Raw genomic sequence first — 26,502 nt, forward strand, 5'->3', positions numbered from 1 at the left:
TATGTTTATTGAAGTTTAAGGTTAAGACGTTTTTTTAGTAAAAGAAATAAAAGATAGAAAGAAAAACCAAGGTACAGCAGACCCAATAACGAATTGGTGACTGTACTGTATTTTTCATAATCGGTAAAAACATATTTGCCCAAGGAAATAAAAATCCCAAGCCCAATCAGCGTTCCTGAACCGATTCCCAATAAATAAAAGTTGTACGATGTTTTTGATTTCATCAAAATTCCTTTGGAGGAAAGCACCTTGGTCCAGGTCATCCAAAAAGGAATCTGCAGGGGATTCAAAGCACTAAGTAAAAGTCCCAAAACAAAAGTAGAATTGATTTTTGGCAATAGCTTAGCTTTCGAACCCACTTCCGAAACTTGGGCGGCCTCCATAAAACTTGAAATACCGAGATAGGCCAGAAAAATAATTCCGAAAGCAAATAGGTAATTGGTGAATCGTGTGGTAAGTTGAAACCTTTCATTGCCGTATATGGTCAATCGAACCACGAGCAGTTCCACTAAAACCACGGCCACAGCGAACCAAAAAGCAGAAAACAATCCTTGGGAAGCTGCTATATCGAATGCAGTCACGTTGAGCGTCCCCAAAGGCAACGCGCCCAGAAAACTGATCAACAAACCTGCAAGAAGAACTTTAGCCGTTTTTTTCATCAACCCTATAAAAATCACACTTCAAAATGGATACAAGCTTATCAGTAAATTATGTTTACTTGAGCTTTACTTCCTCCCAATTTTGATCGGCCTTTAGTTTAAGTTTTTCTGGTGATTCTTTCAACCAAAGCTGCAAGGTGTTCGTTTTTCCGGCATTGTAAAATAGCAGAAGCTGACCGTCCCTAATTTCAAAAGTTTCGGGATTTACATTTACTTTCTTTCCAGAAGTTGCCACTGCATAAGCACAATAGCCGCCATATTGGGGAACATATTTTTCGGGGTCGGATTGAAATTTCTCCAGATTTTCCTGTGAAGAAAACTTGTAGTCAACTCCATCATGGGCAGCACTAAAGGTGTTGTTGCCCTCAACTGCCTGTCCATCGAAATAAGCGACAACGTCATAGCCATTGGCGACATAACCTTTTTTTGTGTTGTAATCTATCGCTTGGGCAGAGCCTAAGGCGCTTATCAATAAGAATGCTAGTACAAATATCTTTTTCATTTTAGTAGATTGAGGATTCTTTATTTAGTTTTTCTATTTCAGTAACATCGATTCGCAAAACATGCCAATCTTCAAGTTTTTCGACCTCACCTTGTAATTGGGAAGGTTGCCCGATATATGGTAGTATGTCTTTATGGAGCGGATTTCCTTTCAAATCCGTCAATAAAAAGTAGTCTGAGATTGCATTTTCATCCGAAGTTACCAAAACTGGGGGTATTCCGCCTGAAATGCAAAGGGAGGCACAACTCCGATGAATTTTTCCATAGCCCGGTTTCATTACCCCAAAATAACACTTAGGATCAACAATCTCCCCTTCCAAGATCTTTTTTCCCAGGGCTTCTTTTGAAATCGGATTCTTTTTACTTGAGTTTGTAAGTGAAATTTTCTGACTGTCATCAATCTGTAGAAGGGTCTTTCCGTTGTAGTAGATCAAATTCCCCTCTATCGTTAATTGCATTCCTTCTAGCGTCCCCTCCTTTTTACAAATGTCCTTCAAATAGGGATTGGCGCCAAACTTCCCAAACCCCAACAATAAAATGTTCTTATGAACATCCTTTTCCAATGCCACCCGAAGCATGGGATAGGGCATTTCATGATAAACTCCTGAAACCTTTGTTGCCGTATCAAAATCAAAACTGCTGTTGCTGGCAGGTCTTTGGAAAAAGCCGAACAAAAAAGCACCCAGGATCAAGGTCCCCAAAGCACCTAAAACAAATACTTTTATCGACTTTCTGGTGTTCTTCCCTACAGAATCTACGTAGCCGATATAAAATTCATCCTTATCTCCCAATTTCTAGCATTTAACGGGTTCAACTTCGGTTCCTTCGTCCAATCCTCTAGGATTAACATAGACCATTCCACTTTCTAACCGTAGCTCATAGGTGGCCACTTTCTCGGTAAAGGGAGGCGGAGATTGACCATTATGTGGCAAATATTGATATCCATGCCAGGGACAGGTCACACATCCATCCACAATCTTTCCTTCTCCCAATGGTCCCCCTTGATGTTTGCATACATTGTGAATTGCAGATAATTTTCCATCATATTTAAAGATTGCCACTCTCTCGCGTCCAACGGTAAATATCTTGGCGCGATTCTCATCTATCTCATCCACAAGACATACCTTAAGCCAACCATTAGCATCTATTTCTCCCTTAAAGGCATCCACCTTTGACTCTTTTAGGGCGGCTCTAATATGAAGCCCCGCCACCAAAAAGAAACCTATCACCAAGATGCCTGTCGTAGCCATTGAGGTTTCTTGTTGAAAGGCTCCCAGAAAGACATGGAGTAAAATCAAGGCATAGGCTAGGTAAACCATCATGTGGAGTCCTTTCCAAACTGATGGTGAAAGATTTTTCAAAAAGAAATCATGACTGGTGGAAGCCATAAAAAATAGAATCAACAGTGCCAAAAATCCTAACACCTGAAAGGGAAAGTTCGTCAAGGAGCCATAATCCATATTCGATGTAAAAATGGAATATATGGGGTTGACATTGCCCAAGGTATGGAATTGAATTATGGAAAAAGCTCCATGAATCAATGCGGCCAAAAACATGCTTACCCCTAAATGTCTTCGATTGTACAAAAGAGGTAGGAAGCTTGGGTTCAACCTAGACAGGGGTCCTATGATCAATATGATGTGCAACATTAAAATGGCCAACGAACCAAATGCCCGAATGATCATGGTCTCCGCTGTACCTTCAGGGTTGAAAACCAGGGTAAGCATCACAAAAAGAACCAAATAGACCACCATGCCCAAAGCGATAAGCTTATCATAGGTTTTTTTGTGCTTGTTCCAGAGAACCAATTTGTAATCCAATCCCATTAAAATTCCAATTTTAGAATACTTTGTTTCTTAATAGGGTCCTTAATGATAATCCCTTTTACACCTTCCTCTACCTGAAACGAATAGGAACCAACACCTTCCAGCTGACCCAACAGTGTTTCTCTTTCCTGCGTGCCCGTCAAAGCAAAAACCACTGAGGATGTGGATCTCAACGGAGATTTTACTACGATTTCTAAAATGCTTCTTTCTTGATTATTGAGAAGAACTGCTGAGACTTTTTCATTTTCCGCCTTGGCCATGGCTGTGGATGAAGTTGTTTCCAACTTAACTATTTCACTGTTTTGGGAAAACCCCAAGTCCTTAGCAACCCAAATGAGTAGCACCATCAATACTGGTGCTAGGACAATCCAAATAATTTTATGTCGCTTCCGAAGCTTTGCGTCCATCAGTTAACCGTTTTGGAATTGAAAAGTTTGCCCAGTAAAAAAGGCCAGGTAGCTACCACCCCAGGAAATAAAAGAAATCGGACCCTTTTTTTGCTGTTTCCCAATAAGGGATCGATGCGCTTTGCGGAAAAAAGGAAAATCAACCCGAATACCAATCCTGCCAAAAAATAAATTTCCAGTGCGATAATAAAGGCCTGTACTATGGTTTGCATATTATATTAAATTAACATCAGTGATGACTTCTAGCACCGCAGGACCCTTTTGATTGAAAAGCGCCTCCATAGCTTTCGTCAAATCCTTTTCTTTTTCCACACGGTGTCCCCAAGCACCGCAAGATTGTGCAAATTCTGAAAAATTTGGATTGGATAAGGAAGTTTTCCAAACGTCAAATTCTCCAGCACGCTGTTCCTTAGAAATTTTGCCCAACTCATGATTGTTCAATACAATCAATTTTACCGGCATTTCGTATTTGACCAAAGTGGTGATTTCAGCAAGATATTGACATAATCCGCCATCTCCTGCAACAGCAACTACTGGTCGCGAAGCACCAACCGCTGTCCACGCTCCAATTGATGCTGGCAAGGCAAAACCAATAGAACCCAAATAGCCAGACATTAAAAAATCATGCTCCTTAGATTCGAAATACCTTCCGAAGGAATAGGCATTGTTTCCGACATCAACACACATCACGGCATTTTCTGGTGTTAATTGGTTCATAGCTTCAAAAACGGCAATGGAACTCACTCCAGTATCGGACGTTTCCAAAAGTCTTTTGGCCTTTTCTTTTTTCCAAATGTCCCAACGTTCTGCGATTTCCTGGGTTTGATCAAAGGTGTTGATATTTCCTTTTAATTCATTCTCAAAAATCTCCAAAGTCCTTGAAATTTCTCCCCAGACGGCTACCTCAACTTGGTGAAACTTGCTCAAGGCCAAGGGGTCAAAATCGACTTGGATAATCGGTTTTTTCGATGTGATTCCTGTGTGGTTCGAAAATGATGCTCCAAAAGCCACCAATAAATCAGCTTCATTCATGAACCAAGATGCAATGGGTGTACCGCTTCGGCCCAAAACTCCTCCTCCCAAGGGGTGGTTGTCAGGAATCAGTCCCTTGCCCTTAAAGGTGGTAACCACGGCAGCATTAAGGCTCTCCGCAAATTGCACAACGGCCTTTTTATGATTCCTAGCCCCATGGCCCATAACAATAAGCGGTCGTTTTGCTTTTTTTAGTAAAGCTATGGCATCTTCCGCTGCTTGTTTTGGAGGAGCAATTTCTAGGGAGGTAATCCTTTTTTCCGGAGTTTGCGGTTTTTCCTCCGGTTTTGTGTTTCGTTCTTGAACCTCATCAGGAAAAGTCAAATGGGAGACATCCCGTTTCAAAATGGCATGTTTTACGGCCAAGGACATCAACTCTGCATGCTTGCTATCACTTTGGACCCTATGATTGAATTCTGCAACACTTCCGAAGGCTTGTACCAAATCTACTTCTTGAAAATTTCCGGTACCCACTACCTGGGTGGCTACCTGTCCCGTTAAGGCCAAGAGTGGCGCTCTATCCACTTTGGCATCCCACATGCCTGTAAACATATTGGTAGCTCCAGGACCGGCAATCGAAAAACAGGCCGCGGGCTTTCCGGTCAGTTTACCATAGGCTGAAGCTGCAAAGGCTGCTGCACCTTCATGCCGGATACCATAAAAATTTAATCTTCCTTTTTCTTCCTGTCTTCGCATAGCATCGGCAAATCCCAAATTGGAATGGCCGACCATGCCAAAAACCTTGGTCACACCCCAGTTGACCATGGTCTCTGCCATAATATCCGACACAGTAGTTTCGTGTTGGTCTTCTTCTGGTAATCCTATAAAAATAGCATCGTCCTCTTCCTTTACTTCAAAAGTTTCCACACCATCATCATAACCTCCTGGTGGCAGTCCGGTACAGGGATGAAAATCCCACCCATGCCATGGACATCGAAGCATTCCATTTTCTATTGACCCTTCTCCCAAAGGCCCACCTTGATGTGGGCATTTGTTATCCAAAGCGGAAAATTTTCCCTCGAAATGGGTCAAACAAATTCCTTTATGGGCGGCCGTCACGGTCTTTACCCTTCCTTCAGGAAGTTCTTTTTTATTGTCCAGAACTTTATACCACACTATCTTTTCTGATGCCATGTCCTTACTTAATGTGTTGTTTGTTTAGTCAAAAGTCTTTTTACCACTTTATCTATGGTCAACCCTTGAACCAGTATTGAAAATACCACCACGGTGTAGGTGGCGAATATTAAAATCTCACGAAACTCTCCCTCCGGGAGGGTCAAGGCCAAGGCGATTGAAATTCCTCCGCGTAAACCTGCCCATGTCAAGATAACCACTTTCTTTCTATCGCTCCTATGCCCTTTTTTCAAAAAAACGTTGGAAAGAAAGACTGAAACAAACCGGGACATCAGAACAATAGGTATCGCCAAGAAGCCCACCAGAAGATAGTTCATTTTAAAGTCAAGACTTACAATCTCCAAGCCTATCAAAACAAAAAGGATGGCATTCAGGATCTCGTCCAATACCTTCCAGAAAACATTCATGTTTTCCTTAAGTGGTTCGCTTTTGCATGATTTGTGCAAATAGTCCCCAATAAGCAAACCGGTGACCACCATCGCCAGTGCTCCAGAAATATGAAGTACGGACGCCAACCAGTATCCTCCCATGACCAGCGCCAAGGAAATATGAACTGCAACCACAGGCGCTTCATAGATATTTCTTAGGAAAAATCGTCCCAAATAACCTAGGGCAAAACCCATCGCTACCCCGCCCAATGCCTCTTGAGCAAACTCAAGAAGTATGTGAGATGGTTCTACGCCATGACCTCCAACCATAGTGGCAATGGAAAGTAATGAAATGAAAACAACAATGCCCACCCCATCATTAAAAAGGGATTCTCCAACAATTTTGATTTCCATATCCTTGGGAGCTCCCGCTTTCTTTAAAAGGGCTAAGACCGCAATGGGGTCTGTTGGCGAAATTAAAGCCCCAAAAACCAAACAGTAGATGTAATCGATATGAAGACCAAAAAGCATAACAGCATAGAAAAAGACGGTCCCAATCAAAAAGGTAGAAATCAACACTCCCAATGAGGCGTAAACAAGAACAGGCCCTCTTTCCTTGATAAGGCTATGTACCTGAACATGAATAGATCCCGCAAAAAGGAGAAAACTTAATAGAAAATCAAAAAGGATCGTACGAAAATCAATCTGTTCCACAATGGCACAAACACTAGTAAAAATGTCTTTGTCAATGAAGTTCAAAGAGCCAATGAGGATGGAAGCGACAATGGCCAATACCGTTACGCCAATGGTATCTGGTAATTTTAACAGCTTTTTGTTGGCAAAACTCAACAAGGAGGAAAGTGCAACGATACCCGTAAAAATTTTAAACATGCCCTTTGGTTTTAACGTACCCCCGCATAGTCGATTCCAGTTAAATCATGCATGTCCTTTTTAAAGGTTGATAAATCTTCAAAATTGAATTTAGAAACATCATCATAGCCGCAAGAACGGGCAATTACCTTAATCAAATCATTGGTCGCCATAAAAAAGTTGGACAACTGTTTTGCAGACGCATCAATAATCAATCGACTTCTCAAATGTTCTTTCTGGGTAGCGATGCCCACTGGACAGTTATTGCTTCCGCAAGCTCTCATGCCCAAACATCCTACTGCTTGAATCGCTGCATTCGATACCGCAATGGCATCTGCACCCAGCATCATGGCTTTGGCAAAATCCTCAGCGATTCGTAAGCCACCAGTGATTACCAAGGTGATATCGCTAGCTCCGATTTTATCCAAATATTTTCTTGCCCTCACCAATGCTGGAATTGTGGGGACATTAATATTGTCTCTAAGAATCGTCGGGGCAGAGCCGGTTCCACCGCCGCGTCCATCCAAAATGATATAGTCCACCCCTACGTCGACTGCAAACTGAATATCTTTTTCGATATGGCTTGCGGCTATTTTGAATCCAATAGGGATTCCACCTGTTCGTTCTCGAACTTTTTCGGCAAAGGACTTAAAATCCTCCACACCGTGAAAATCGGGAAAGGTAGCCGGACTAATTGCAGTTTGACCTTCCTCAAGGCCTCTTACTTCCGCAATTTCCTTGCTTACCTTGTTTCCAGGTAGGTGGCCTCCAGTACCTGTTTTAGCACCTTGTCCTCCTTTAAAGTGAAAGGCCTGCACATTATCAAGTTTATCCCAACTAAAGCCGAATTGGGCAGATGCGAGTTCATAAAAGTATTTGGAATTGTTTTTTTGTTCGTCGGGCAGCATACCCCCTTCCCCAGAACAGATTCCGGTGCCTGCCATTTCCGCACCCTTCGATAGCGCGATTTTCGCTTCGCGAGATAATGCTCCAAAGCTCATATCACTTACGAAAAGAGGAATATCCAAAACCAGCGGCTTTTTGGCCTTTGGTCCGATTACTACCTTGGTGGTAACTTCCTCGTGGTCTAAAAGTGGACGCGTTGCTAATTGGGCGGGTAAAAACTGAATGTCATTCCATTTCGGCAGGGTATTTCGGTCAACACCCATTGATGCTGAAAAACCATGATGCCCCAAATTTTTTAGGCCGTTTCGAGCTAATTCTTTAATGTAGTCCGTATAGGGCTCTGTATCCTCTGGGTGGGTATCGGCATAGGTGCCCAAATACGCTTCACGATCAAAAGGCTGTGGATGTTCCGCTTCAAATGCAGCTATTTCATTTTCATCAACAAACAACGAATCACCATCCACATGCTCTTGAAATTTATGTAGTTGCTCATCGTTGTTATATTCGCTGATACCGGTATCATACCGATAATCCCATCCATGTACTCCACATATCAAGTTTTTTCCATCTACGTGGCCATCCGCAAGAAGGGCACCACGATGATGACACCTTCCATATAAAACGGAAATTCCACTTTCGTGCTTGATGATGACCAAATCGGTATTTTTAACTAGGGCGTAGGAAGGTACTTTTTCTTGAAGGTTTGAAATTTTGGCAATTTCAATCAAATTGGTAGACATATACGGTTAGCTATTTACTTAAAGAGGTTGTGATGAACTATAGGTCGAACCCTATTAATATTCATTACAAGAGTAAGTTACGGTATTATAACTAACCGCTGAAAATGATAGCGGAAGAATTTCAAAGGATATTCATGAATTCAACCATTGTTTGAACTCAGCTGCCCTATTTTTACTAATAATAATATCAACCTCAGAATTCGGATTCACAAGAATCTTAAGCTGATTATTACCATATTTAATAATCTTGCCAATCGCTGAAATCGCAACAATAAATTGCCGATTGGCTCGATAAAAATGGGTTTCATCCAAATTGGAGAACAGTTCGTCCAAGCTTAGGTTCGTTGTAGAACGACTCCCATCAAAACAGACCACATAGGTAATGGTACTTTCCATAAAGATGTAGGCGATGTCATCGGTAGAGATGGGTTTAAGCTCATTCCGAACATAGGTAAGGATACGTTTTTTCCCTTTTTCTGTTTTGGATTTTTGCGTTTGGGGCTTGGCTTCAATAACTTTCTGTTGGTAGGCATCCAAATCTTTGTTCAATTTTGCCAGATTCACCACCTCATCTTCCAATCTTTGGTTTTTGGCTTCCAATCGTTTCTCATAGGAACTTCCTATAAGTCGAACCATAATCACAGATGAGAGTATAATGGCAAATCCCATGATAATAAATATGGTATAGAATTTATTGCGAAGCCCGCTGATCTGATTGGAAATTCTCTTCACGTTTGCATGCGCTCCTATAATCCAATCTGAATTGGGCACAGGGTACAAGTAGATAATCTCTGAATCTTGCCCATCGTTTCCGAAGTCGCGTATGCCTCCAAACGTTCTTTTATTGGTCAATAGATCATAAAAATCCTCCGAGGTCATGGCCCCATTCACAGAAGATACAGACGATTGATTGGGACTTACTTGTTCTCCCACCCTTGTAACATCGGGATGGCATATTTCCTTTCCAGACCAATCGAACATGCAGATAAATCCATTTTCGGTATCTGTATTCTCAATACTTTCCTGAACATTTCGAATCACTTCGTCCTTGTCCATTCCACTGGCCAATTGAAATCCAATGAGTGTAGCCACTTCTTTGGCTTCCCTTTTACTGGCCTCCAACTGGGTTTCCAACAACTGATTGGCACTAACCTTAATAAAAGACCGTATTGCAATCCCAGCAATAAGAATAAAAATGGCAGTGATTGCCAAAAAGGTGAAAAAGTAAAGTCTGTCCTTGCGCATTTTTGAGGCTGAAGTTCTTTTTCGGCTAATATAAAAGATAAGTTTTTGATTTTCAGAAAACCTCTTTTCCCCAGATCATGGACTTTTTGTTCCCTTTTAAAGCCCAAAATTCCCTTTCGCCCACCTTTTTAATGATATAGAGCGCTGTTGGATGTTGATTTGTGCCGTATTTAAACCTAAAAAAGAAAAAATGAAAAAGTATGTTTTTATTTCCGCTCTACTGCTCACAGCATGGAGTTGTACGGAGGACGATTTTAACGGATCAACTGACGATGATCCAAATCCACCAGTTGAAACTGGTGAAGCATCGGTAGTCTTAAACGAGGTGGCCTATTTGGATGGTTCGGTAGAGATATTCAATAATGGTGATATCGATGTTGATTTAAGCGATTATTTTCTCTGCCTTGGCCCTGGTACTTACCGCAGGATTGGGGATTTGGAAACGGAAGGGAACACCAACCTCCCTCCAAATGAATTTTTGGTGGTCAACTACAATATGCCTCAGGCAGAAGGAGGATTGGGGTTGTATCGAAATAGCTCTGATTTCACCAATCCGAACACTATTGAAGACTTTGTACAGTGGGGAGCGGCTGGAAGCGCCCGTGAAAATGTGGCCGCAGCAGCAAATATTTGGACAGAGGGCGAATTTGTACCTGTACTGGGCATAGCAGCCAACTCAATTGCTTATGATGGCGATGGGGAGGCAGCTTCAGATTGGGATGAAACAGGAACAACTACTTTGGGAGCACAAAATGAATTTACGGAACCTGAGCTTATTCGATCCATAATTCTGAACGAAGTGGCTTATCTCGGAAATTATATTGAACTCTATAATAACGGTAACGTATCCGTAGATGTTAGCGATTACTTTCTTTGCCTAGGTCCTGGCACCTACAGAAGAGTTGGAGACCTGGAAACTGAAGGTGAATTGAATTTATCACCTGGAGAGTTTTTGAGTGTCGCTTACGACATGCCCAATGCCCAAGGAGGTATCGGTCTTTACGCCAACAATGCAGGTTTTGGTGATGCAGTAAACATCCGCTCTTTTGTACAATGGGGAGCTGCTGGAAGTCCGAGGGAAAATGTTGCTGTCGAGGCCGGAATCTGGAACGAGGGCGAATATGTAAACGTTGTGGGCAATGCAAATTACAGCATAGCTTATGATGGAGAAGGTATTAGTGCTTCTGACTGGGCAGAAACGACCACGACTACTTTTGGAGAAGCTAACATTTTCACCGCTCCTGAAATTCGCTCCATAGTGATCAACGAAGTGGAATACTTGGTTGATGACCTCATTGAGCTTTATAACAATGGTAATCAAACCGTGGACCTCTCCAATTACTGGATGTGTCTTGGTCCAGGCAAATATTTCCGAGTGGGAGATGCTGCCATGACCACAATTGTCAATGGTAACTTGAATTTGGCTCCGGGTGAATTCCTAGTGCTTACTCCGGTCACCTTGGAAGCTCCAGATGATGCAGGAGGTCTTGGCCTGTATGCCAATAATGACGGATTTGGCAATGCGGAGAACATCCGAAGCTTTGTACAATGGGGTGCCTCTGGGAATGCACGCGAATCTGTTGCGGTCGAAGCTGGCATCTGGAATGCTGGAGGATATGTCCCAAATGTTCCCGTAGGTTACAGCATTGCATATGATGGCAAAGGCAAAACTTCAGATGATTGGTTTGCCGATGATAGCCCAACCCTAGGAAGTGGTAATTCGAACTAGTACCCTAAAACCCCCTTTAGGGGGGGTAGGTAACCCTTTTATAAAGATTAACCCTTAAAATAAGCACCAATGAAAAACTTAAGATTATCGACAACTATTCTTTTAAAAGTCATAGCCTGTTTGGTCATTCTGACCCTCGCTTCTTGCGATGACGATGATGACAGCGGCTATGGAGCCATGGACCAGGGAATTGGCTATGAAAATCTGGTCTGAAGTGCGCGGGAAATCAATTGCTATGATTAAAATTAGTTTTCCAGTTTAGTTGTTTACGACCCATAGGAGTATCGCTTTGCGGTCCCTATGGGTTATTTTTACCTAAAAAGCACCCAATAGACCAAGTTTCTAATCTATTATTAAGTGATTTTTGGAGAATATGCCATATAAAAAAAGATACTTTTTGATCCTTTTGGTAATGATGACCACAGGCCTTATAAGCCTCATATGGTTGGAATACCATAGAACCCCTAAAAAAGTGACTCTGACTACCGAAACAGAGATAAGGGTTCAAGCGAAAGATTTACTGGCCTCCTTTCTTACCGATGAGGCCTCAGCAAACAAAAAATATGTTGAGCGAATCATAGAAGTTCAGGGCATCGTTAAAGAAATCACTTTTTTCAATAACAGATATACTGTATTATTGCAAGGTGACGGGGAGTACGTATGTATCATGTGCGATATGGAAGACGACCAACAATCGCAAGTTGAGAAACTCTCCGTGGGCGACCCAATAATCCTGAAAGGAATATGCAAAGGTTTCTTGATGGATGCCATTTTGTTAAACTGTGTTTTGGTAAATCAAGCAAATGAATAAGTCCATTTTATTTATTGCGCTTTTTGTAGTTCCAGTTTGTTGGAGCCAAACCGCCAACCGCGTTATTACCAAGCAAGGCCAGGTCAGTTTCTTTTCGCATACTTCGGTGGAAGATATCGAGGCAGTAAACAATCAAGTGTTGAGCGTGATTGACTTTTCTACCAGTGAAATGGCGGTAAGCATATTGATGCGTGCCTTTGTCTTCAAAAAGGCGTTGATGCAAGAGCATTTTAACGAAAGCTATATTGAGTCTGATATTTATCCCAAATCCACCTTTGAAGGGAAAATTATGGATTTTGACCCATCCCTGCCCGATAATCAGACCAAACTGGTCAAGGGAACGATAAACATTCACGGGGTGTCGAAGGAATTGGACATCAAAACAAAGATTGAGAATGTTCAAGGAACCATTGTGCTTTCTGGAACATTTGATTTACGGGTCGCTGACTTTAAGATAAAAATTCCACCAATAGTAGCCGGAAACATTTCCAAAACCATTGAAGTTTCATTTAGATTTGAATATCAGCCCTATGAAAACTAGAATTGTACACATAACGGTCTGGTGTTTCTTGGGTATGTCCAATCTTGCCTGGGGTCAGGACTTATTGAAATCCTTGGAAAATGAATTCCCCGATAGCACGTACCACGTTCAAGCTACCTTTAAAGCGACACGAATAGGGCTAGGACATTCTGTAGAAACCCGAAAAGCAGGCAGTTTGGAAATTTCGGCCAATTCACGTTTTTGGAACACTCCCCAGCGAACCCAAGGTTTTTTAGCGGATAGAATGAGTACCCGTTTCGGCTTATCCTATGCGTTTTCAGATAAATTCACCCTGGGTACCGGGGTCACCACTTTTGATGGAATTTTTGATGGCTATGCCAAGTATCGAATTCTTCAGCAGGTCAGCCACGGAAAAGGCTCTCCGGTTGCTTTGACCCTATTCCAAAATGCAAGTGTCAGGACCAATCCCAATCGCAGTATCAATCAAAGTGGTTCCTTTTCCGATAAACTTTCCTTCACCACACAACTCCTTGTGGCCAGAAAGTTTACCAGAAATTTTTCTTTGCAGGTTTCACCAACATTTATTCACAGGAATTCATCCTTATTGGATGCGGACCCTACCAATCATTTTGCCGTTGGCTTTGGGGGACGGTACCGTATAGGAGGGCATATTTCGGTAACTTCTGAATATTTCTATTTGGCAAATCCAGTGGAATCCGTCCAAACCTTTGATGCCTTCTCCATTGGTTTGAATTGGGAGTTGACAGATTTAATTCTCCAATTTAATCTTTCGAATGCTCCCAACATTGCCGAGGATGCCTTTATCACCCAAACAAGAAACAATTTTAATACCCGGGACGGGAATTTGTTTTTTGGATTCAATGCCACCTTTGTACTTCACTTGAGACAAAACAAGCTTAAAAAATAAAAAAGCTTCCAAACTCTTTAGAAAGAAAACCGGGATTGACTGTGTCCTTCCTAACAACGCTACAAGTTGCTCACCAGGTATATAAATGTAGTTGAACTGGTCTCATTTCAATGCACATATCGATAAAATAACCATTTATTCATCTAATCGAAGGAAATCAAAAAATTCAGTACATACCTCCACTGCGCGTTCCAGTTGTTGAAATCATGTTGGCCATTGGTTTCAATGGTACTAAGCTCATACCCTTTGGACCCATATATCCTTTCGAGTTCATCGACATAATTTTCAGCGTCATTTTTTCCAGTAGTAAGTATGATTCTTAAGCTCTTGTTCTGTGAAAACGATATGTCGCTGATTACCTTTTTACATGGATAAATCACTGGAGAAAGTAGGGCATAGTTTCCAAAGAGATCGGTTCTAGCCGAAAAATAAGCCGCATTCAATCCCCCAAAGGAGATACCGACCAAACTTCTTTCAAACGAACTTTTTCCCTTTTCATGGCCTTTTTCCACGAAGGGAACCAATTCACTCTCGAAAAACCTTATATAGCTAGGATTGCAAAAGAAATTTTCATTCCGATAGTCCTGTCCTGAAACTCTATCTACCGTGCTCACAAAAACATAGGTCGCAAAAGGAATCTGCCCAAAAAGAGTCAATCTTTTAATGGAGTCCATCACCCCATTTTCGAGCAATTTTCTGCCGTCGGTCAAATAGACAATTGGTTTTTCTTTTTTTGATGGATTGCTATCGTAAATACTAATATCAATAGACCGTTGCAGGACTTTGCTGTATATACTGGCCCAATCCTGTTGTTGGGCCATTGCTTTGGGGCAGAAAAACAACAACGACGAAAAAAATATCAATAGCCTAGAGTTCAAAAACATGCCTCTACATTGAGGAAGTGGCAGCTTCACCTATTTTCCGGACGGTTTCAGTGGATGCAGTGTCCATAAATACCATAAACTGTGCTTCTGTAATATCAGGGTTCTCCAGAAATTCTTCATATTTTGATGACCATATGAGTGCGGACTTGTTGTAGCCTAAATTCACTACCTTAAAGGTATTTACCATGCCCTTAACAGGAACACCTTCCTCAAGGGAATAGGAGTAAGTGCGCAACCTATCATCGAAGGCCACTATACGCTCCCTGAAAAATCCCTTACCGTCTTCAGAGGTGCACACTCGTTCGCCTCCAACGCCTTTTTTTCCGGTAAATACAACTTCACTAATATTGGAGGAATATTTATCCACATCATCCAGCCTTCGTAACAAACCCCAGACCCTATCGGCGCTGGCATCGATTATGAGTGTTTGGGTAAGTCGGTCATTTTCCCCAATGGAATATACCGTCAGCATCGATTCTGTCACCTCGATATTTTCTTCCAACTCATCGTTCTTTTCCGATTTTTTGCAATTTGCCAAAAGAATTGCTACTATGGCGAAATACTTAATTAGTTTCATAATTTTTGGTTTTAATCTAAGTTTACTTTACTCTTTGATTCATTTTATTACAAAGTGTTACAAAGCCATTCTAGTTTTAGGGAAACAGTCTGGAAGTTGAGTTGAGCTTACTTTTGTAACACCGACGCGTTTTTTGCATCCAATCTTTGTAGACCTCAGCAATGTTGTTATGATGAATCCATTGGTAGAAACACACTCTGATGAACAGGACCAAGTCTTGGTAAAGGCCTCGCTGAACGGGGACCGTAAGGCCCTGGACAAATTAGTCCGGATACATCAACCGTTTATTTACAATGTGGCGTGGAAAATGGCGTTTGAGCCTGATGATGCCCTGGACCTAACCCAGGAAGTACTGATAAAAGTAATCACCAAGCTATCTCAGTTCAATTTTAAGAGCCAGTTCCGTACTTGGCTGTATCGGATTGTTGTGAACGAATTCCTTCAGACCAAAAGAAGAAAAGGGGAATCCAAATTCACAACGTTGGAAGATCATGGCGCCAGGCTGGATGCTGTTCCTGGAACAGACCTTACCGTTGAGGAAGAAATCGAACTAAAGGAATTGACCAAAGAAGTGCAGTTCAGATGCCTTTCGGGGATGTTGATGTGCCTGACTCGAGAGCAAAGGCTCATATATATTCTCGGAGAGACTTTCGAAGTGGATCACAATATAGGTTCAGAAATTTTTGAGATCACCCGCCAGAACTTTAGGGTGAAACTACATAGAGCCAGAAAAGAACTTCACAATTTTATGGACAACAAGTGCGGCCTTGTCAATCCATCCAATCCTTGTCGATGTTCAAAAAAAGCGAAGCACTTTCACAACAATGGATTCCTGACAGAGGACAAACAAATGTTCAACGTCGGGTATCGTGAAAAGATTGCTGACTACGCCGAACTTCACCATAAATCCGTAGCTGATACTGTTGAGGACATACATACCAAATTGTTCCGTAACCATCCAGCCAAAGACAACTTTGACACTGAAACCATCATAGAGGAAATTCTCAGCGACCACGATCTTATGAAACACTTCTTATAAGCCTTTGAGATTTACTTTCGGTCCAATATTAGGCACGCTTTATGGCGTGCTTTTTTATTTCGCTTTTGTAACACTACAACAGTGGGTGCATCAAAATGGTTGAAACAAAAAACTGAATTCATGAATATCAAAAAAGAAATATCCGTTAAGAAACCCGTTTCAGAGGTTTGGGAGGTTTTGGGAAATCAATTTGATCAGGCCCATAAATGGGCGACTGGATTATATCACTCCCAGGGTTCTGGAATGCCCAAAATCAATGGAGCTACATGCAGCATTAGGGAATGTAAAACACAACAAGGTAAAATAAGGGAAGAAATAAGGGTATTTGACCCTGAGAACTATGTTTTAGGCTATGAGGTGGTTGAGGGTTTTCCATTTTTTGTCAAATCTGGGGTCAACAATTGGAAGCTGGCACAAATTGGTTCCACTACACTGGTCAGTATGGATTTTAATCTGGAGACAAAGGGATTGGTAGGAGCGGTAATGAAACCCATGATGAAAATGCAAATGACCAGGATTATAGAAAATGTGCTCAAGGATTTCAAATATTATGTAGAAACAGGCATCCCAAGTCCCGAAAAGGAAAAGGAAATGTTAAAACTCTCCAAAAAGGTGGTTTAGCTATGTAACACCTCCAAGGTCACGGTATCAAAATAGAGTAAACATGAAATAATCAGAATGAAACAGACAAGTAGAGGCTTTAAAATGGATGAAGCATCCAACGAGCCACAGGAAGTACAGGAGATATTTGACTGGTACAAGGAAAACTTTGGGTTCGTACCCAACTTGACCAAGGTTATGAGTGCCGCTCCGGCAGCTTTACGCTCTTATTGGTTGACCCAGATGCAATTGGCACAGTACGGCATGCTCACTCCAGAAGAACACAATATCATCCAAATGACAGTAGCCGTTGAGAACAGGTGCAAATATTGTACCTCTGGCCATCAAATGGCTGGTGGAGCATTTTTTGCATCAGAAGAAGGAGATTTGGAGGCTATACGGAATGAGGAAATCATCCCAAATGAGAAGTTTGATGCCCTGCGTTCTTTTACACTTGATGTGTACCGAGGAAAGGGCAGGGTTTCAGATAGGGTATTGAAACATTTCTTTTCGGCAGGATATGATAAGGCGCGAGCGATAGAGGTCATTACGAATATTGGAGTTAAGGTAATGTCCAATCTCACCAATCAATTGGCCATAACGGAAGTGGATGAGCCTTTTGCCCCACTAGCTAAGGGACTCTTTGATACCGAAGCGGTATATCGTTGAGAAAAATCAATCTGAAATTAATTCTTAAATCACAATTAAATAATTCGAGTAAGATGAACATTAGAAAATCAATTTTCACGTTAGCCCTTGCTATTGCCGGGCTTATTTCTAACCAAGTTAATGCGCAGAGCGCCGATGCCAACAAAACCTACACTAGGGTGGTAGATGCTTCGGCAGATGCCGTTTGGACTGTCCTTAGAAAAATGGATGAAATCCAAAACTATTCCCAAACTATTGCAAGACTGGACTGGAAAGGTCCCAAGGATGTAGGCGGACAGAGGGTATGCTATTCACCCGATGGAAAGGGGTTCTTTAAGGAGAACATTGTGGATTATAACGATACCAATAGGACCTACAGTTATTCGGTAGTTGAGGGGGTGCCTATAAAAGGAATGGTCAACACCTGGAACGTGTTGGACCTTGGGTATAACAAATCCATGGTGGTCTGGACCACAAAATTCGAGAAGTTCATGGATAACCCACAGATGACCAAAGATCAATTTTTCGGGTTCATTGACCAAACTCTTGACGAAATGGTGGGTAACGTGATCGCTGAGGCCAAGATGGGAGCCAAAATGTAATCAGCTATATCTGGGGGATTTTGATACGGATGAAGTAGTTTTTCTTTGTTGTTTTGTTGTGTCGGATTTGTTGGGCCCAGATAATGATAGCGCAGGTATAAAGCCTGCGCTTTTCGTTGCTACAATCTTTATTGCAAAGAAAAAAGCCCCACTTACAAATTCAAGCTGGCTTGATTTGACATGAAGCTTTTCTACTTATTCGTGACCACGGTAGGATTCAAACCTACGACCGCTGGAGCCGAAATCCAGTGCTCTATTCAGCTGAGCTACGTGGCCATTTGTTTTATGAACTTAATTTTGCCTTAACAATGGTGGAAATAGTTTTGCCATCGGCTTGCCCAGCCAATTCCTTGGAAACCATTCCCATTACCCTCCCCATATCTTGCATCCCTGAAGCACCTATAGAGTCAATGGTTTGAACGACAACCTTTTCAATTTCCTCTTCGGTTAATTGTTCAGGTAAAAACTTCTCAATAATGGCTGCTTGGGCCAATTCAGGTTCCGCCAAATCATCGCGACCTTGTTCGTTGAAAATCGCAGCGCTGTCTTTTCGTTGCTTCACCAATTTTTGAACCAATTTAATTTCATCGGCCTCACTTAGGCTATCTGAAGCACCTTTTTCGGTACCCGCAAGCAACAAAGCAGACTTTATGGCCCGCAAAGCTTCAAGGGCAACCGAATCCTTTGCCTTCATCGCCGCTTTCATCTCCGTCATTACCTGTTCCTGCAAACTCATTTATGCATTATTTTGGGCTGCGAAGATAAAAAATAAACCCGAAAGTTATTAACCTTCGGGTCTAAGCTTTCCATTAAAAAATGGAATCTGTTTAAACACTACTAATCAACATTGTCGTGCAAAAAAGAGTTATTGGAACGCAATTGAATTTCATCATTGCTATCCTCACTCAATGTAGTCCTAGAAACTTTTTGTTCCTTGGGTGTATCGTCTAAATCTACTCCCTGCCTTTTATAGGCGGGTTGTTTTTCAATTTCATCTATGCTATTTCGATTGTTCTGAAACTTATAGTTGAAATTCTTCAGCTTTCTTCGGCGTTCATCCGCCCTTTCCTTGAGCATATCGTTGATAGGGCTATTTATTGGATCCTTATCCCCAGATGCCTCGGTATCTGTTACCTTATCTTCAACCTCCAGGGTCTTTTTTTCGAAAACCAGTTCGTTTTCGACCAATTTGGGCTCGTGGGTTTCCGCTACCGATTTTGCTCCGGTCAATTGGGTTTCGAGTTCCATGTACTCTTCCAAATTATATCGGGTTTCCCCTTCTTTCTTGAACTCAAGTACCGGACTTACCTCCACGAATTCTTTTACCTCAATGTCCTTAACTTCTTCATCCAAATCAAAGGTAATCGGAGACTGCTCCTCTTCTTGGCTTGACGTATCGTTAATGGGCAAATCGAAGGTAAGTGCGAACTGGTCATCTTCCTCTGCCTTGGGCGATACCGTTTCCGGGTCTATCACCTCTATATCATTCAATATTTTCTTGGCTTCAATGATGATAAAGTCATCCTCAATATTTTCAGGCACCACTTCTTCATAGAAAACGTTGAAATTTCGAATGTAACTCGTGGTAGGAATAAGGTCAGAAGAAGCAACAATGTCTTCCTCAACCTCCTCATCGATATCCAAAGTGTGCTTTACAATCTCAGGTTCAGGTTCAACCGGGATTGATTTGATTTGAACCTCCTGTACCGATGTGGTTTCTGTAGTAAGTTCTTGTTCGGCAATCTGCTCGTCCTCCAAGGTATAAAAGACCTTTTTGGACTCCGTATTGACAATTTCATTTTGTTGGTCCACATGGAAACCGGTGGCAATTACAGTAACGGCAATAGCATCCCCAAGGTTTTCATCTTCTCCCACACCCATTATGATATTAGCGCCATGACCCGCTTCGATTTGAATATGATCATTGATTTCCCCGATTTCATCAATGGTGATTTCCTGCGTTCCAGATACAATTAACAACAAGACGTTTTTAGCGCCATGGATTTTATTGTCATTCAACAGGGGAGAATCCAATGCCTTCATAATGGCCTCATTGGCCCTAGCAGAACCTGATGCCGTGGAAGATCCCATAATGGCAGTACCACTATCGGATAAGACGGTTTTCGCATCGCGTAAATCAATGTTTTGAGTATAATGATGTGTAATTACTTCAGCAATTCCGCGAGCAGCGGTTGCCAAGACTTCATCGGCTTTCGAGAACCCGGCTTTAAATCCAAGATTACCGTAAACCTCTCTTAGTTTATTGTTGTTGATAACAATAAGCGAATCCACATTAGAGCGCAGCTTTTCAATCCCCATTTGTGCTTGTTTGCATCGCATTGCACCCTCAAATTGAAAGGGAATGGTAACGATACCCACGGTCAAAATATCCATTTCACGGGCAAGTTTGGCAATAACAGGAGCAGCACCGGTTCCTGTTCCACCACCCATACCAGCTGTGATGAAAGCCATTTTTGTTGTGCTTTCCAACATGGCCTTTATATCTTCCATGCTTTCCAACGCAGCCTGCTCCCCCACTTCTGGGTTTGCTCCTGCACCAAGACCTTCCGTTAAGGATACCCCTAACTGAATCTTGTTTGGAACTGCGCTATTTTGCAAAGCTTGTGCGTCGGTATTGCAAATAACAAAGTCCACCCCATTGATGCCCGCAAGAAACATATGGTTAATGGCATTGCTTCCACCACCACCCACGCCAATCACTTTTATGACGTTGCTTTTGTTCTTGGGTAAATCAAAGGCTATATTATCAAATTCGCTGCTCTTGCTCATAATGCTTTGTATTACGTATTACTAGTGTTGTCTTGAGGTTTATTATTCTGCGTTATCTAGAAAATCTTTTAGCTTCTCCGACCATTTGTCAAAAATTGACTTACGTTCCCGGTGTGTTGTCGAAGTGGGGGTTTTAGAACCGCTTTCTTGTTCTACCAAAATCTCATCCAAAACGGGCTCCTCCTCCTGGATTTCGGTCCTGTTTTCATTCTCAACGGCGTTCATTAATAGCCCTACCGCAGTGGCATAAAGAGGACTGGCTACTTCATCATCTGAGTTTCCTGCTAAATGTTCGTTGGGATATCCTATTCTGGTATCCATTCCAGTGATATATTCCACCAATTGCTTAAGGTGTTTTAACTGGCTTCCACCACCTGTTAAAACAATCCCGGCAATGAGTTTCTTCTTTTGCTCATCGTGGCCATAATTCTTGATCTCAACATAGACCTGTTCAATAATCTCCACTACCCGGGCATGAATGATTTTGGAGAGGTTTTTCAGCGTGATTTCCTTGGGCTCCCTTCCTCGAAGTCCAGGAATGGAAACAATCTCATTGTCCTTGTTTTCCCCAGGCCAAGCCGAACCAAACTTGATTTTCAGCAATTCGGCCTGCTTTTCAATAATGGAGCAGCCTTCCTTGATATCTTCTGTAATGACGTTCCCACCAAAGGGTATTACCGCTGTATGACGTATGATACCATCTTTGAAAATGGCCAAGTCAGTCGTTCCACCTCCTATGTCAATCAAGGCCACACCTGCCTCCTTCTCCTCTTGGCTCAAAACCGCTTCAGCAGATGCCAAGGGTTCCAAAGTAATGTTCCCCAAATCCAATCCGGCACTTTTTATACATCTACCAATATTTTTTATGGAAGAAACCTGCCCTACTACCACATGGAAATTGGCCTCGAGACGTCCGCCGTACATTCCACAGGGTTCTTTGATCTCAGATTGACCATCGACTTTGTATTCTTGTGGTAATACGTGGATGATTTCCTCACCGGGAAGCATGACCAGTTTATAGACTTGGTTGCAGAGTTTATCCAAATCATCGTCATTGATGACTTCTTCAGAATTGGGTCTTGTGATATAATCGCTATGCTGTAAACTTCGGATGTGTTGACCCGCAATGCCCACAACTACCGACCCAATTTTGAGACCTGCATTGAGTTCGGCCTGTTCTACGGCCTGTTGAATTGAAGAAATAGTTTGTGTGATGTTGTTCACCACCCCACGGTGAACCCCCAAACTTTTTGATTTACCGGTACCTAGTACCTCAATTTTACCGTATTCATTTTCCCTACCGATAATGGCCACAATTTTGGTAGTTCCGATGTCCAGCCCGACTGAATAATTACCCTGTTCCATAACTTAAATTTTGGTGCAAACCACTTGATTGTTGAACTCTAAACTCACTACTGCATATTTCTCCAAGGAATTATCCTTGGTGGCCTTGGCATAAAAGGCCATAAAATTTTTGAACTTTTCATTAAGGTTATCCACACCTCCAAGGTTGACCACGAAATTCTCCAATCGAAATTTCAATTGATAGTTCCCTTCTTCCGCAATATGGATTCCTATCACATTTTTTCTCAAAAAATCATCGGCATTTACATAATTCAAAATCACATAAACGTCCTCAAGGGTTTCTCCCGTTATCTTACCCGTGATAATGGGCACCCTTGCAGAATGATACTTCGACAACGGCATGTTTTTTCCACTGTCATCCAAATAAAACTTGGATTCACTTTCAATTCTTCCAATGGGTTTTCGCTGAACAATCTTGGAAACAAGCTTGCCATCTACGGTGAAATAGACCTGGGCTTTTTTAACCATATCGTTGGACTGAATTACCTCCTCTATGGTATTCAAAACTAGTTTTTCTTTAGCCCTATTTTTTACCGCCCCATAATTTTGTATTAACAATTTATTAACTGAGGCCTCGGTAACAAACAATGTGTTGTCTCCCAAGAATTTGATCTCTATATCATCAATTTCCCTTTGCTTGCTTCTATAATCCGAAAAGCCATATAGGCCTATTACGGTCGCTAATAGCAAGCTCAGCTTCAGTGTATTCCAATTAACTCGCATATGCCAATTCTTTTTTTATTCTAGGTACTTCCAAACCAATATCCCCGGCTCCCATCGTCACCAACACCTTGGTTTTACATTTCTTTATTTCTTTTATCAGGTCCGATTTTCCTATTAGTTTTTTGTTTGGGTTTTTAATTTTCCCAAGCAACCACGAAGAGTTTACCCCGTCAATAGGCTCTTCTCTGGCCGGGTAGATTTCCAAAAGCAAAATCACCGTAAATCTTTCAAGACTTTTCGCGAACTCATCGGCAAAATCCCGTGTTCTGGAGAACAAATGAGGCTGAAAAACAGCCGTTACCTCTTCTTGGGGATACATTTCGGTAACCGCTTGGTACACCGCATTGATTTCTGTTGGATGATGGGCATAGTCATCAATAAAAACCAGGTCATTTTCCTTGATTTGATAGGAAAATCTGCGTTGTACTCCCTTAAAAGTGTCCAAAGCTTCAGCTAGGCGGTGCGGGTGACACTTCGCTTGCACCGCCATTGCAAAAGCAGCTAATCCATTGAGCAAATTGTGCCGACCAGGTTGATTGAAACGGACTTTTTTCAACCGCTCTGTTGGCGTGACTAAATCAAATATGTAGGTTCCATGTTCAATTTCAATATTTTCTATGATGAATTCCGCTTCATCCTCTATCCCATATGTCGTTCCATCAAGTGGCAATCCGTTACGAACCATTAGGGTTCCACCAGACTTCAATTTTCCTGCAAATGCCCTAAAGGATTTATGGAGTTCGTCTTGATCGCCGTAGATGTCCAAGTGATCCGCATCCATGGACGTTATACAAGCAACATCTGGAGAAAGATGAAGAAAAGAACGATCAAATTCATCAGCTTCCACAACGGAAAATGCAGTTCCTTCCAAGAGGAAATTGCTGCCAAAATTCTCTGATATACCGCCCAAAAAGGCTGTAATTGGCATACCACACTCTTTTAGCAAGTGTGCTAAAATGCAGGACGTAGTTGTTTTTCCATGGGTTCCAGCCACAGCAAAGCAAAAGGTATCCTTGGTGATCAAACCCAACACTTCCGCTCTTTTTTTGATTTGAAATCCTTCTTTCCTAAAAAAGCCAAGTTGGGAATGGGTTTCTGGAACCGCAGGTGTAAATACCACCAGAGTATCGTCTTTGGAATGAAAGGCTTCATCAATCAAGGCAATGGAGTCCTCAAAATGGACTTCAATTCCTCTTTCTACCAATCCGTCAGTAATGGGCGATTGCACCCTATCATATCCAGCAACGTTCTTATCAATGAACTTGAAATATCGGGCCAAGGCAGACATTCCTATGCCTCCTATACCGATAAAAAAGACGTTCTGTATGTCCTTCAAGTTCATTTCAACAATTTTTCAATTTCATCCACAATTTGCTCCGTAGCCTTCGGTAGCGCCATCTTTTTCATATTCCCGCCTAACCTCTCTTGGTCTTGCACGGATTTCATCAGTCCTGAAAACTTGGCCTCAAACTCGCTGTCCAATTCCTTTTCCTTGATCATCAAGGCTGCGTCACGGGCAACCAAGGCCTCTGCATTTTTGGTTTGATGGTCCTCTGCTACATTTGGTGAAGGGATAAAAACAACCGGCTTGCCCACCAAACAGAGCTCTGAGACCGAACCCGCACCTGCTCTACTAATAATAAAGTCGGCTGCGGTATAGGCATAATCCATTCGATTCAGAAATGCCTTTACTTTTACCGTATTGGAATCGTACTTTTCATAATCCGTCAAATACAGCTTACCACATTGCCATAGCAATTGCACGTCGTGGGTGGCAAAAAAATCCAGTTTGCTTTCCACCAATTGGTTGATTCTACGTGCGCCTAGGCTTCCTCCCAAAATCAACACCGTTTTTTTGGCTGGATCAAGTCCAAAAAAAGTGAGGGCCTCTTCCTTTGAGCAGATTAAATTCACCAAATCGGCACGCACCGGATTTCCCGTTTTTACAATTTTTTCTTTTGGAAAAAATTTCTCCATATTATCGTAGGCAACACATATCCGTTTTGCTTTATCCGCCAACAACTTATTGGTAATTCCGGCATACGAATTTTGCTCCTGAAGCAGGCAAGGCACTCCCTTTTTTGTAGCCCTCTGAAGCAAGGGTCCACTTGCGAACCCACCTGTTCCGATGGCCACGTCAGGTTTGAATCTCCTTACTATTTTTCCTGCTTTGATCAAACTACTTATCAATTTCAGTGGAAACATCATGTTCTTCCATGTAAGTTTCCGTTGTAATCCACTTATCCAAAGGCCCTCAATTTCGTATCCGGCATTTGGTACTTTTTCCATTTCCATTTTATCCTTGGCCCCTACAAACAAAAATTCAGCATCCGGATATCTTCGCTTCAATTCATTTGCAATGGCTATGGCCGGATAAATATGTCCTCCAGTGCCTCCTCCAGAAAGTATGAACCTATAATTGCCCACTCAATACCTCTAAAGGATTACTCTCATCAATGTCAATGCTCTCTTCCAAATTTTCACTCTTATTGCTAGCGCTTAGAATTATTCCAATGGCCATGCAGGTCATCCAAATAGAGGTGCCCCCCATACTGATCAGGGGCAACGGCTGACCTGTAACTGGGAAGAGCTGTACCACCACCGCCATATTGATCAAGGCTTGAAAAACGATGGGTAATCCAACCCCAATGACCAATAACTTTGAAAACACGGTTTTCGCGGAATTGGCCACTACCACTATCCGAAACAGCAGCAACAAATAGAAAAACAGCAAGGCACCTCCCCCCAATAGACCATACTCTTCAATGATGATGGCAAATATGAAGTCTGAGGTACTTTGTGAAAGCATATTTTTTATAACACTTTTTCCAGCTCCTTTACCAACCACGCCTCCCTCGGCAACGGCAATTTTGGCCAGAGTAAGCTGATGCAAGGCATCTTTATCCGCTTTTTCGGGACTCCAAAAAGTTTCAATTCGTGATTTCCAGGTTCCTGCACGTTGTGGTAGTACATCTGGGGTTTTGAACAGCACAAAAAGAAACATCCCAAAGAGAACCAAACCTGCTCCTACTATGGTAAGGAGGTATTTTAAGGGATAGCCTCCCAGAAAGCACAATATCAATACCATGAAACAAATGATGGCCGCTGTCGAAAAGTTCTCGGGCAGTATCAACAAAACCACAAGTGCTGTAGGTACCCAAAGTGGCAAAATACTTTCCTTGAATGTGATTTGGATATCCTTGATTTTAGTCAGGTACCGGGCAATCCAAATCATCAGAACCACAGATGCCAAGGTCGAAGTTTGAAAATTCACCCCCACAAATGGAATCTTTATCCATCGATTTGCGGTAACACCTCCTATTTTGGTTTCAACGGTTAAGGTATATGCCAAAAGAATCAATACTATGGGCAAGGCAATGATGGACAAGCCTTTGAAGTAATGCGTGGGTATGCGATGCACCCCATAAATAATCCCAAAGCCTAAAAAGAGGAGTACCCCATGTTTCACCAAGTGTCCTAAGGTGGTACCATCATCATTTACATAGACCAAGTTGGTACTTGCACTGTACACTGGTAAAAATGAGAAGAGAGCCAAAAGGGCAACTACCCCCCAAATGGCTTTATCTCCTTTCAAATTTTTCAGTAGTGCCAACAT

28 protein-coding genes and 1 tRNA gene are annotated in these 26,502 nt (G+C 42.0%); 9 read left to right on the forward strand and 20 right to left on the reverse strand.

Annotation, left to right across the window (positions count from 1 at the left end; genetic code table 11):
- Positions 1-5: 5 nt before the first annotated feature.
- From EW142_RS09090 to EW142_RS09135, 10 genes are all read right to left on the reverse strand, one after another.
- Positions 6-659, reverse strand: a complete 654-nt coding sequence (locus EW142_RS09090; RefSeq protein ID WP_130612986.1) for a LysE family transporter — start codon at positions 657-659, stop codon at positions 6-8.
- A gap of 55 nt (positions 660-714) precedes the next feature.
- Complete coding sequence (locus tag EW142_RS09095; RefSeq protein WP_130612989.1) at positions 715-1,161, reverse strand: YHS domain-containing (seleno)protein; 447 nt, start codon at positions 1,159-1,161, stop codon at positions 715-717.
- Between the two features lies 1 nt (position 1,162).
- Positions 1,163-1,951, reverse strand: coding sequence for a hypothetical protein (locus EW142_RS09100; protein ID WP_130612992.1), 789 nt, complete (start codon positions 1,949-1,951; stop codon positions 1,163-1,165).
- Between the two features lie 3 nt (positions 1,952-1,954).
- The gene (locus tag EW142_RS09105) at positions 1,955-2,986 is read right to left on the reverse strand and encodes a Rieske 2Fe-2S domain-containing protein (protein WP_130612995.1); all 1,032 of its coding nucleotides are present in this window, start codon (positions 2,984-2,986) and stop codon (positions 1,955-1,957) included.
- A complete protein-coding gene (locus tag EW142_RS09110) occupies positions 2,986-3,393 on the reverse strand; it encodes a hypothetical protein (RefSeq protein WP_130612998.1) in 408 nt (135 codons plus the stop codon). Before EW142_RS09110 ends, EW142_RS09105 begins: the two co-directional genes overlap by 1 nt.
- Positions 3,393-3,605 carry a hypothetical protein gene (locus tag EW142_RS09115; protein ID WP_130613001.1) on the reverse strand — a complete coding sequence of 71 codons (213 nt, stop codon included), beginning with the start codon at positions 3,603-3,605 and terminating at the stop codon, positions 3,393-3,395. The genes EW142_RS09110 and EW142_RS09115 overlap by 1 nt, the downstream gene beginning before the upstream one ends.
- Before the next feature lies 1 nt (position 3,606).
- Positions 3,607-5,559 (reverse strand): thiamine pyrophosphate-binding protein, encoded by a 1,953-nt coding sequence (locus EW142_RS09120; protein ID WP_130613004.1) that lies wholly within the window; start codon positions 5,557-5,559, stop codon positions 3,607-3,609.
- Positions 5,560-5,567: 8 nt separating this feature from the next.
- Positions 5,568-6,818 (reverse strand): cation:proton antiporter, encoded by a 1,251-nt coding sequence (locus EW142_RS09125; protein ID WP_130613006.1) that lies wholly within the window; start codon positions 6,816-6,818, stop codon positions 5,568-5,570.
- An 11-nt stretch (positions 6,819-6,829) separates the two neighbouring features.
- Positions 6,830-8,443, reverse strand: coding sequence for a glutamate synthase-related protein (locus tag EW142_RS09130; RefSeq protein WP_130613009.1), 1,614 nt, complete (start codon positions 8,441-8,443; stop codon positions 6,830-6,832).
- A gap of 132 nt (positions 8,444-8,575) precedes the next feature.
- The gene (locus tag EW142_RS09135; RefSeq protein WP_130613012.1) at positions 8,576-9,688 is read right to left on the reverse strand and encodes a LytTR family transcriptional regulator; all 1,113 of its coding nucleotides are present in this window, start codon (positions 9,686-9,688) and stop codon (positions 8,576-8,578) included.
- A 190-nt stretch (positions 9,689-9,878) separates the two neighbouring features.
- On the opposite strand from EW142_RS09135, the gene EW142_RS09140 reads away from it, so the two are divergent.
- The 5 genes from EW142_RS09140 (at position 9,879) to EW142_RS09155 (ending at position 13,658) form a co-directional block, all read left to right on the forward strand.
- The gene (locus EW142_RS09140) at positions 9,879-11,417 is read left to right on the forward strand and encodes a hypothetical protein (RefSeq protein WP_130613015.1); all 1,539 of its coding nucleotides are present in this window, start codon (positions 9,879-9,881) and stop codon (positions 11,415-11,417) included.
- A gap of 69 nt (positions 11,418-11,486) precedes the next feature.
- Positions 11,487-11,630, forward strand: coding sequence for a hypothetical protein (locus EW142_RS16720; protein WP_165395249.1), 144 nt, complete (start codon positions 11,487-11,489; stop codon positions 11,628-11,630).
- A 160-nt stretch (positions 11,631-11,790) separates the two neighbouring features.
- The gene (locus EW142_RS09145; RefSeq protein ID WP_130613018.1) at positions 11,791-12,228 is read left to right on the forward strand and encodes an OB-fold protein; all 438 of its coding nucleotides are present in this window, start codon (positions 11,791-11,793) and stop codon (positions 12,226-12,228) included.
- Positions 12,221-12,769, forward strand: a complete 549-nt coding sequence (locus EW142_RS09150; RefSeq protein ID WP_130613021.1) for a YceI family protein — start codon at positions 12,221-12,223, stop codon at positions 12,767-12,769. The genes EW142_RS09145 and EW142_RS09150 overlap by 8 nt, the downstream gene beginning before the upstream one ends.
- A complete protein-coding gene (locus EW142_RS09155) occupies positions 12,759-13,658 on the forward strand; it encodes a DUF5777 family beta-barrel protein (protein WP_130613023.1) in 900 nt (299 codons plus the stop codon). The genes EW142_RS09150 and EW142_RS09155 overlap by 11 nt, the downstream gene beginning before the upstream one ends.
- Positions 13,659-13,801: 143 nt before the next feature.
- On the opposite strand, the gene EW142_RS09160 is transcribed toward EW142_RS09155, so the two are convergent.
- Positions 13,802-14,479 (reverse strand): alpha/beta hydrolase, encoded by a 678-nt coding sequence (locus EW142_RS09160; RefSeq protein WP_165395250.1) that lies wholly within the window; start codon positions 14,477-14,479, stop codon positions 13,802-13,804.
- A 67-nt stretch (positions 14,480-14,546) separates the two neighbouring features.
- Positions 14,547-15,119 carry an SRPBCC family protein gene (locus EW142_RS09165; protein WP_205783248.1) on the reverse strand — a complete coding sequence of 191 codons (573 nt, stop codon included), beginning with the start codon at positions 15,117-15,119 and terminating at the stop codon, positions 14,547-14,549.
- A 169-nt stretch (positions 15,120-15,288) separates the two neighbouring features.
- Here EW142_RS09165 and EW142_RS09170 point away from each other — a divergent pair, with 169 nt between their 5' ends.
- From EW142_RS09170 to EW142_RS09185, 4 genes are all read left to right on the forward strand, one after another.
- A complete protein-coding gene (locus EW142_RS09170) occupies positions 15,289-16,158 on the forward strand; it encodes an RNA polymerase sigma factor (RefSeq protein ID WP_130613029.1) in 870 nt (289 codons plus the stop codon).
- Between the two features lie 120 nt (positions 16,159-16,278).
- Entirely contained in the window at positions 16,279-16,779 is a 501-nt protein-coding gene (locus EW142_RS09175; protein ID WP_130613032.1) for an SRPBCC family protein, read from the forward strand.
- Positions 16,780-16,836: 57 nt separating this feature from the next.
- Positions 16,837-17,427, forward strand: a complete 591-nt coding sequence (locus tag EW142_RS09180; protein ID WP_130613035.1) for a carboxymuconolactone decarboxylase family protein — start codon at positions 16,837-16,839, stop codon at positions 17,425-17,427.
- Positions 17,428-17,480: 53 nt separating this feature from the next.
- A complete protein-coding gene (locus EW142_RS09185) occupies positions 17,481-18,008 on the forward strand; it encodes an SRPBCC family protein (RefSeq protein ID WP_130613038.1) in 528 nt (175 codons plus the stop codon).
- Positions 18,009-18,210: 202 nt separating this feature from the next.
- On the opposite strand, the gene EW142_RS09190 is transcribed toward EW142_RS09185, so the two are convergent.
- From EW142_RS09190 to EW142_RS09225, 8 genes are all read right to left on the reverse strand, one after another.
- Positions 18,211-18,284: transfer RNA gene (locus EW142_RS09190), tRNA-Arg, on the reverse strand.
- Between the two features lie 7 nt (positions 18,285-18,291).
- Positions 18,292-18,744 (reverse strand): GatB/YqeY domain-containing protein, encoded by a 453-nt coding sequence (locus tag EW142_RS09195; RefSeq protein ID WP_130613041.1) that lies wholly within the window; start codon positions 18,742-18,744, stop codon positions 18,292-18,294.
- A gap of 101 nt (positions 18,745-18,845) precedes the next feature.
- Positions 18,846-20,798 carry a cell division protein FtsZ gene (gene ftsZ, locus EW142_RS09200; RefSeq protein ID WP_130613044.1) on the reverse strand — a complete coding sequence of 651 codons (1,953 nt, stop codon included), beginning with the start codon at positions 20,796-20,798 and terminating at the stop codon, positions 18,846-18,848.
- Positions 20,799-20,840: 42 nt separating this feature from the next.
- A complete protein-coding gene (gene ftsA / locus EW142_RS09205; protein WP_130613047.1) occupies positions 20,841-22,163 on the reverse strand; it encodes a cell division protein FtsA in 1,323 nt (440 codons plus the stop codon).
- 3 nt (positions 22,164-22,166) lie between these two features.
- The gene (locus tag EW142_RS09210; protein ID WP_130613050.1) at positions 22,167-22,886 is read right to left on the reverse strand and encodes a cell division protein FtsQ/DivIB; all 720 of its coding nucleotides are present in this window, start codon (positions 22,884-22,886) and stop codon (positions 22,167-22,169) included.
- The gene (gene murC / locus EW142_RS09215) at positions 22,876-24,228 is read right to left on the reverse strand and encodes a UDP-N-acetylmuramate--L-alanine ligase (RefSeq protein WP_130613053.1); all 1,353 of its coding nucleotides are present in this window, start codon (positions 24,226-24,228) and stop codon (positions 22,876-22,878) included. Before murC ends, EW142_RS09210 begins: the two co-directional genes overlap by 11 nt.
- Complete coding sequence (gene murG, locus EW142_RS09220; protein ID WP_130613056.1) at positions 24,225-25,313, reverse strand: undecaprenyldiphospho-muramoylpentapeptide beta-N-acetylglucosaminyltransferase; 1,089 nt, start codon at positions 25,311-25,313, stop codon at positions 24,225-24,227. Before murG ends, murC begins: the two co-directional genes overlap by 4 nt.
- Complete coding sequence (locus EW142_RS09225; RefSeq protein WP_130613059.1) at positions 25,300-26,502, reverse strand: FtsW/RodA/SpoVE family cell cycle protein; 1,203 nt, start codon at positions 26,500-26,502, stop codon at positions 25,300-25,302. Before EW142_RS09225 ends, murG begins: the two co-directional genes overlap by 14 nt.

It is taken from the genome of Flagellimonas allohymeniacidonis (assembly GCF_004296335.1).
Lineage (GTDB): Bacteria > Bacteroidota > Bacteroidia > Flavobacteriales > Flavobacteriaceae > Flagellimonas > Flagellimonas allohymeniacidonis.

Bases quoted from the DNA above. Each gene is read 5' to 3' on its own strand.
- EW142_RS09090 (WP_130612986.1), bottom strand. From the start codon at position 659: ATGAAAAAAACGGCTAAAGTTCTTCTTGCAGGTTTGTTGATCAGTTTT.
- EW142_RS09095 (WP_130612989.1), bottom strand. From the start codon at position 1,161: ATGAAAAAGATATTTGTACTAGCATTCTTATTGATAAGCGCCTTAGGC.
- EW142_RS09105 (WP_130612995.1), bottom strand. From the start codon at position 2,986: ATGGGATTGGATTACAAATTGGTTCTCTGGAACAAGCACAAAAAAACC.
- EW142_RS09110 (WP_130612998.1), bottom strand. From the start codon at position 3,393: ATGGACGCAAAGCTTCGGAAGCGACATAAAATTATTTGGATTGTCCTA.
- EW142_RS09115 (WP_130613001.1), bottom strand. From the start codon at position 3,605: ATGCAAACCATAGTACAGGCCTTTATTATCGCACTGGAAATTTATTTT.
- EW142_RS09120 (WP_130613004.1), bottom strand. From the start codon at position 5,559: ATGGCATCAGAAAAGATAGTGTGGTATAAAGTTCTGGACAATAAAAAA.
- EW142_RS09125 (WP_130613006.1), bottom strand. From the start codon at position 6,818: ATGTTTAAAATTTTTACGGGTATCGTTGCACTTTCCTCCTTGTTGAGT.
- EW142_RS09130 (WP_130613009.1), bottom strand. From the start codon at position 8,443: ATGTCTACCAATTTGATTGAAATTGCCAAAATTTCAAACCTTCAAGAA.
- EW142_RS09135 (WP_130613012.1), bottom strand. From the start codon at position 9,688: ATGCGCAAGGACAGACTTTACTTTTTCACCTTTTTGGCAATCACTGCC.
- EW142_RS09140 (WP_130613015.1), top strand. From the start codon at position 9,879: ATGAAAAAGTATGTTTTTATTTCCGCTCTACTGCTCACAGCATGGAGT.
- EW142_RS16720 (WP_165395249.1), top strand. From the start codon at position 11,487: ATGAAAAACTTAAGATTATCGACAACTATTCTTTTAAAAGTCATAGCC.
- EW142_RS09145 (WP_130613018.1), top strand. From the start codon at position 11,791: ATGCCATATAAAAAAAGATACTTTTTGATCCTTTTGGTAATGATGACC.
- EW142_RS09150 (WP_130613021.1), top strand. From the start codon at position 12,221: ATGAATAAGTCCATTTTATTTATTGCGCTTTTTGTAGTTCCAGTTTGT.
- EW142_RS09155 (WP_130613023.1), top strand. From the start codon at position 12,759: ATGAAAACTAGAATTGTACACATAACGGTCTGGTGTTTCTTGGGTATG.
- EW142_RS09160 (WP_165395250.1), bottom strand. From the start codon at position 14,479: ATGGCCCAACAACAGGATTGGGCCAGTATATACAGCAAAGTCCTGCAA.
- EW142_RS09165 (WP_205783248.1), bottom strand. From the start codon at position 15,119: ATGAAACTAATTAAGTATTTCGCCATAGTAGCAATTCTTTTGGCAAAT.
- EW142_RS09170 (WP_130613029.1), top strand. From the start codon at position 15,289: ATGATGAATCCATTGGTAGAAACACACTCTGATGAACAGGACCAAGTC.
- EW142_RS09175 (WP_130613032.1), top strand. From the start codon at position 16,279: ATGAATATCAAAAAAGAAATATCCGTTAAGAAACCCGTTTCAGAGGTT.
- EW142_RS09180 (WP_130613035.1), top strand. From the start codon at position 16,837: ATGAAACAGACAAGTAGAGGCTTTAAAATGGATGAAGCATCCAACGAG.
- EW142_RS09185 (WP_130613038.1), top strand. From the start codon at position 17,481: ATGAACATTAGAAAATCAATTTTCACGTTAGCCCTTGCTATTGCCGGG.
- EW142_RS09195 (WP_130613041.1), bottom strand. From the start codon at position 18,744: ATGAGTTTGCAGGAACAGGTAATGACGGAGATGAAAGCGGCGATGAAG.
- ftsZ (WP_130613044.1), bottom strand. From the start codon at position 20,798: ATGAGCAAGAGCAGCGAATTTGATAATATAGCCTTTGATTTACCCAAG.
- ftsA (WP_130613047.1), bottom strand. From the start codon at position 22,163: ATGGAACAGGGTAATTATTCAGTCGGGCTGGACATCGGAACTACCAAA.
- EW142_RS09210 (WP_130613050.1), bottom strand. From the start codon at position 22,886: ATGCGAGTTAATTGGAATACACTGAAGCTGAGCTTGCTATTAGCGACC.
- murC (WP_130613053.1), bottom strand. From the start codon at position 24,228: ATGAACTTGAAGGACATACAGAACGTCTTTTTTATCGGTATAGGAGGC.
- EW142_RS09225 (WP_130613059.1), bottom strand. From the start codon at position 26,502: ATGTTGGCACTACTGAAAAATTTGAAAGGAGATAAAGCCATTTGGGGG.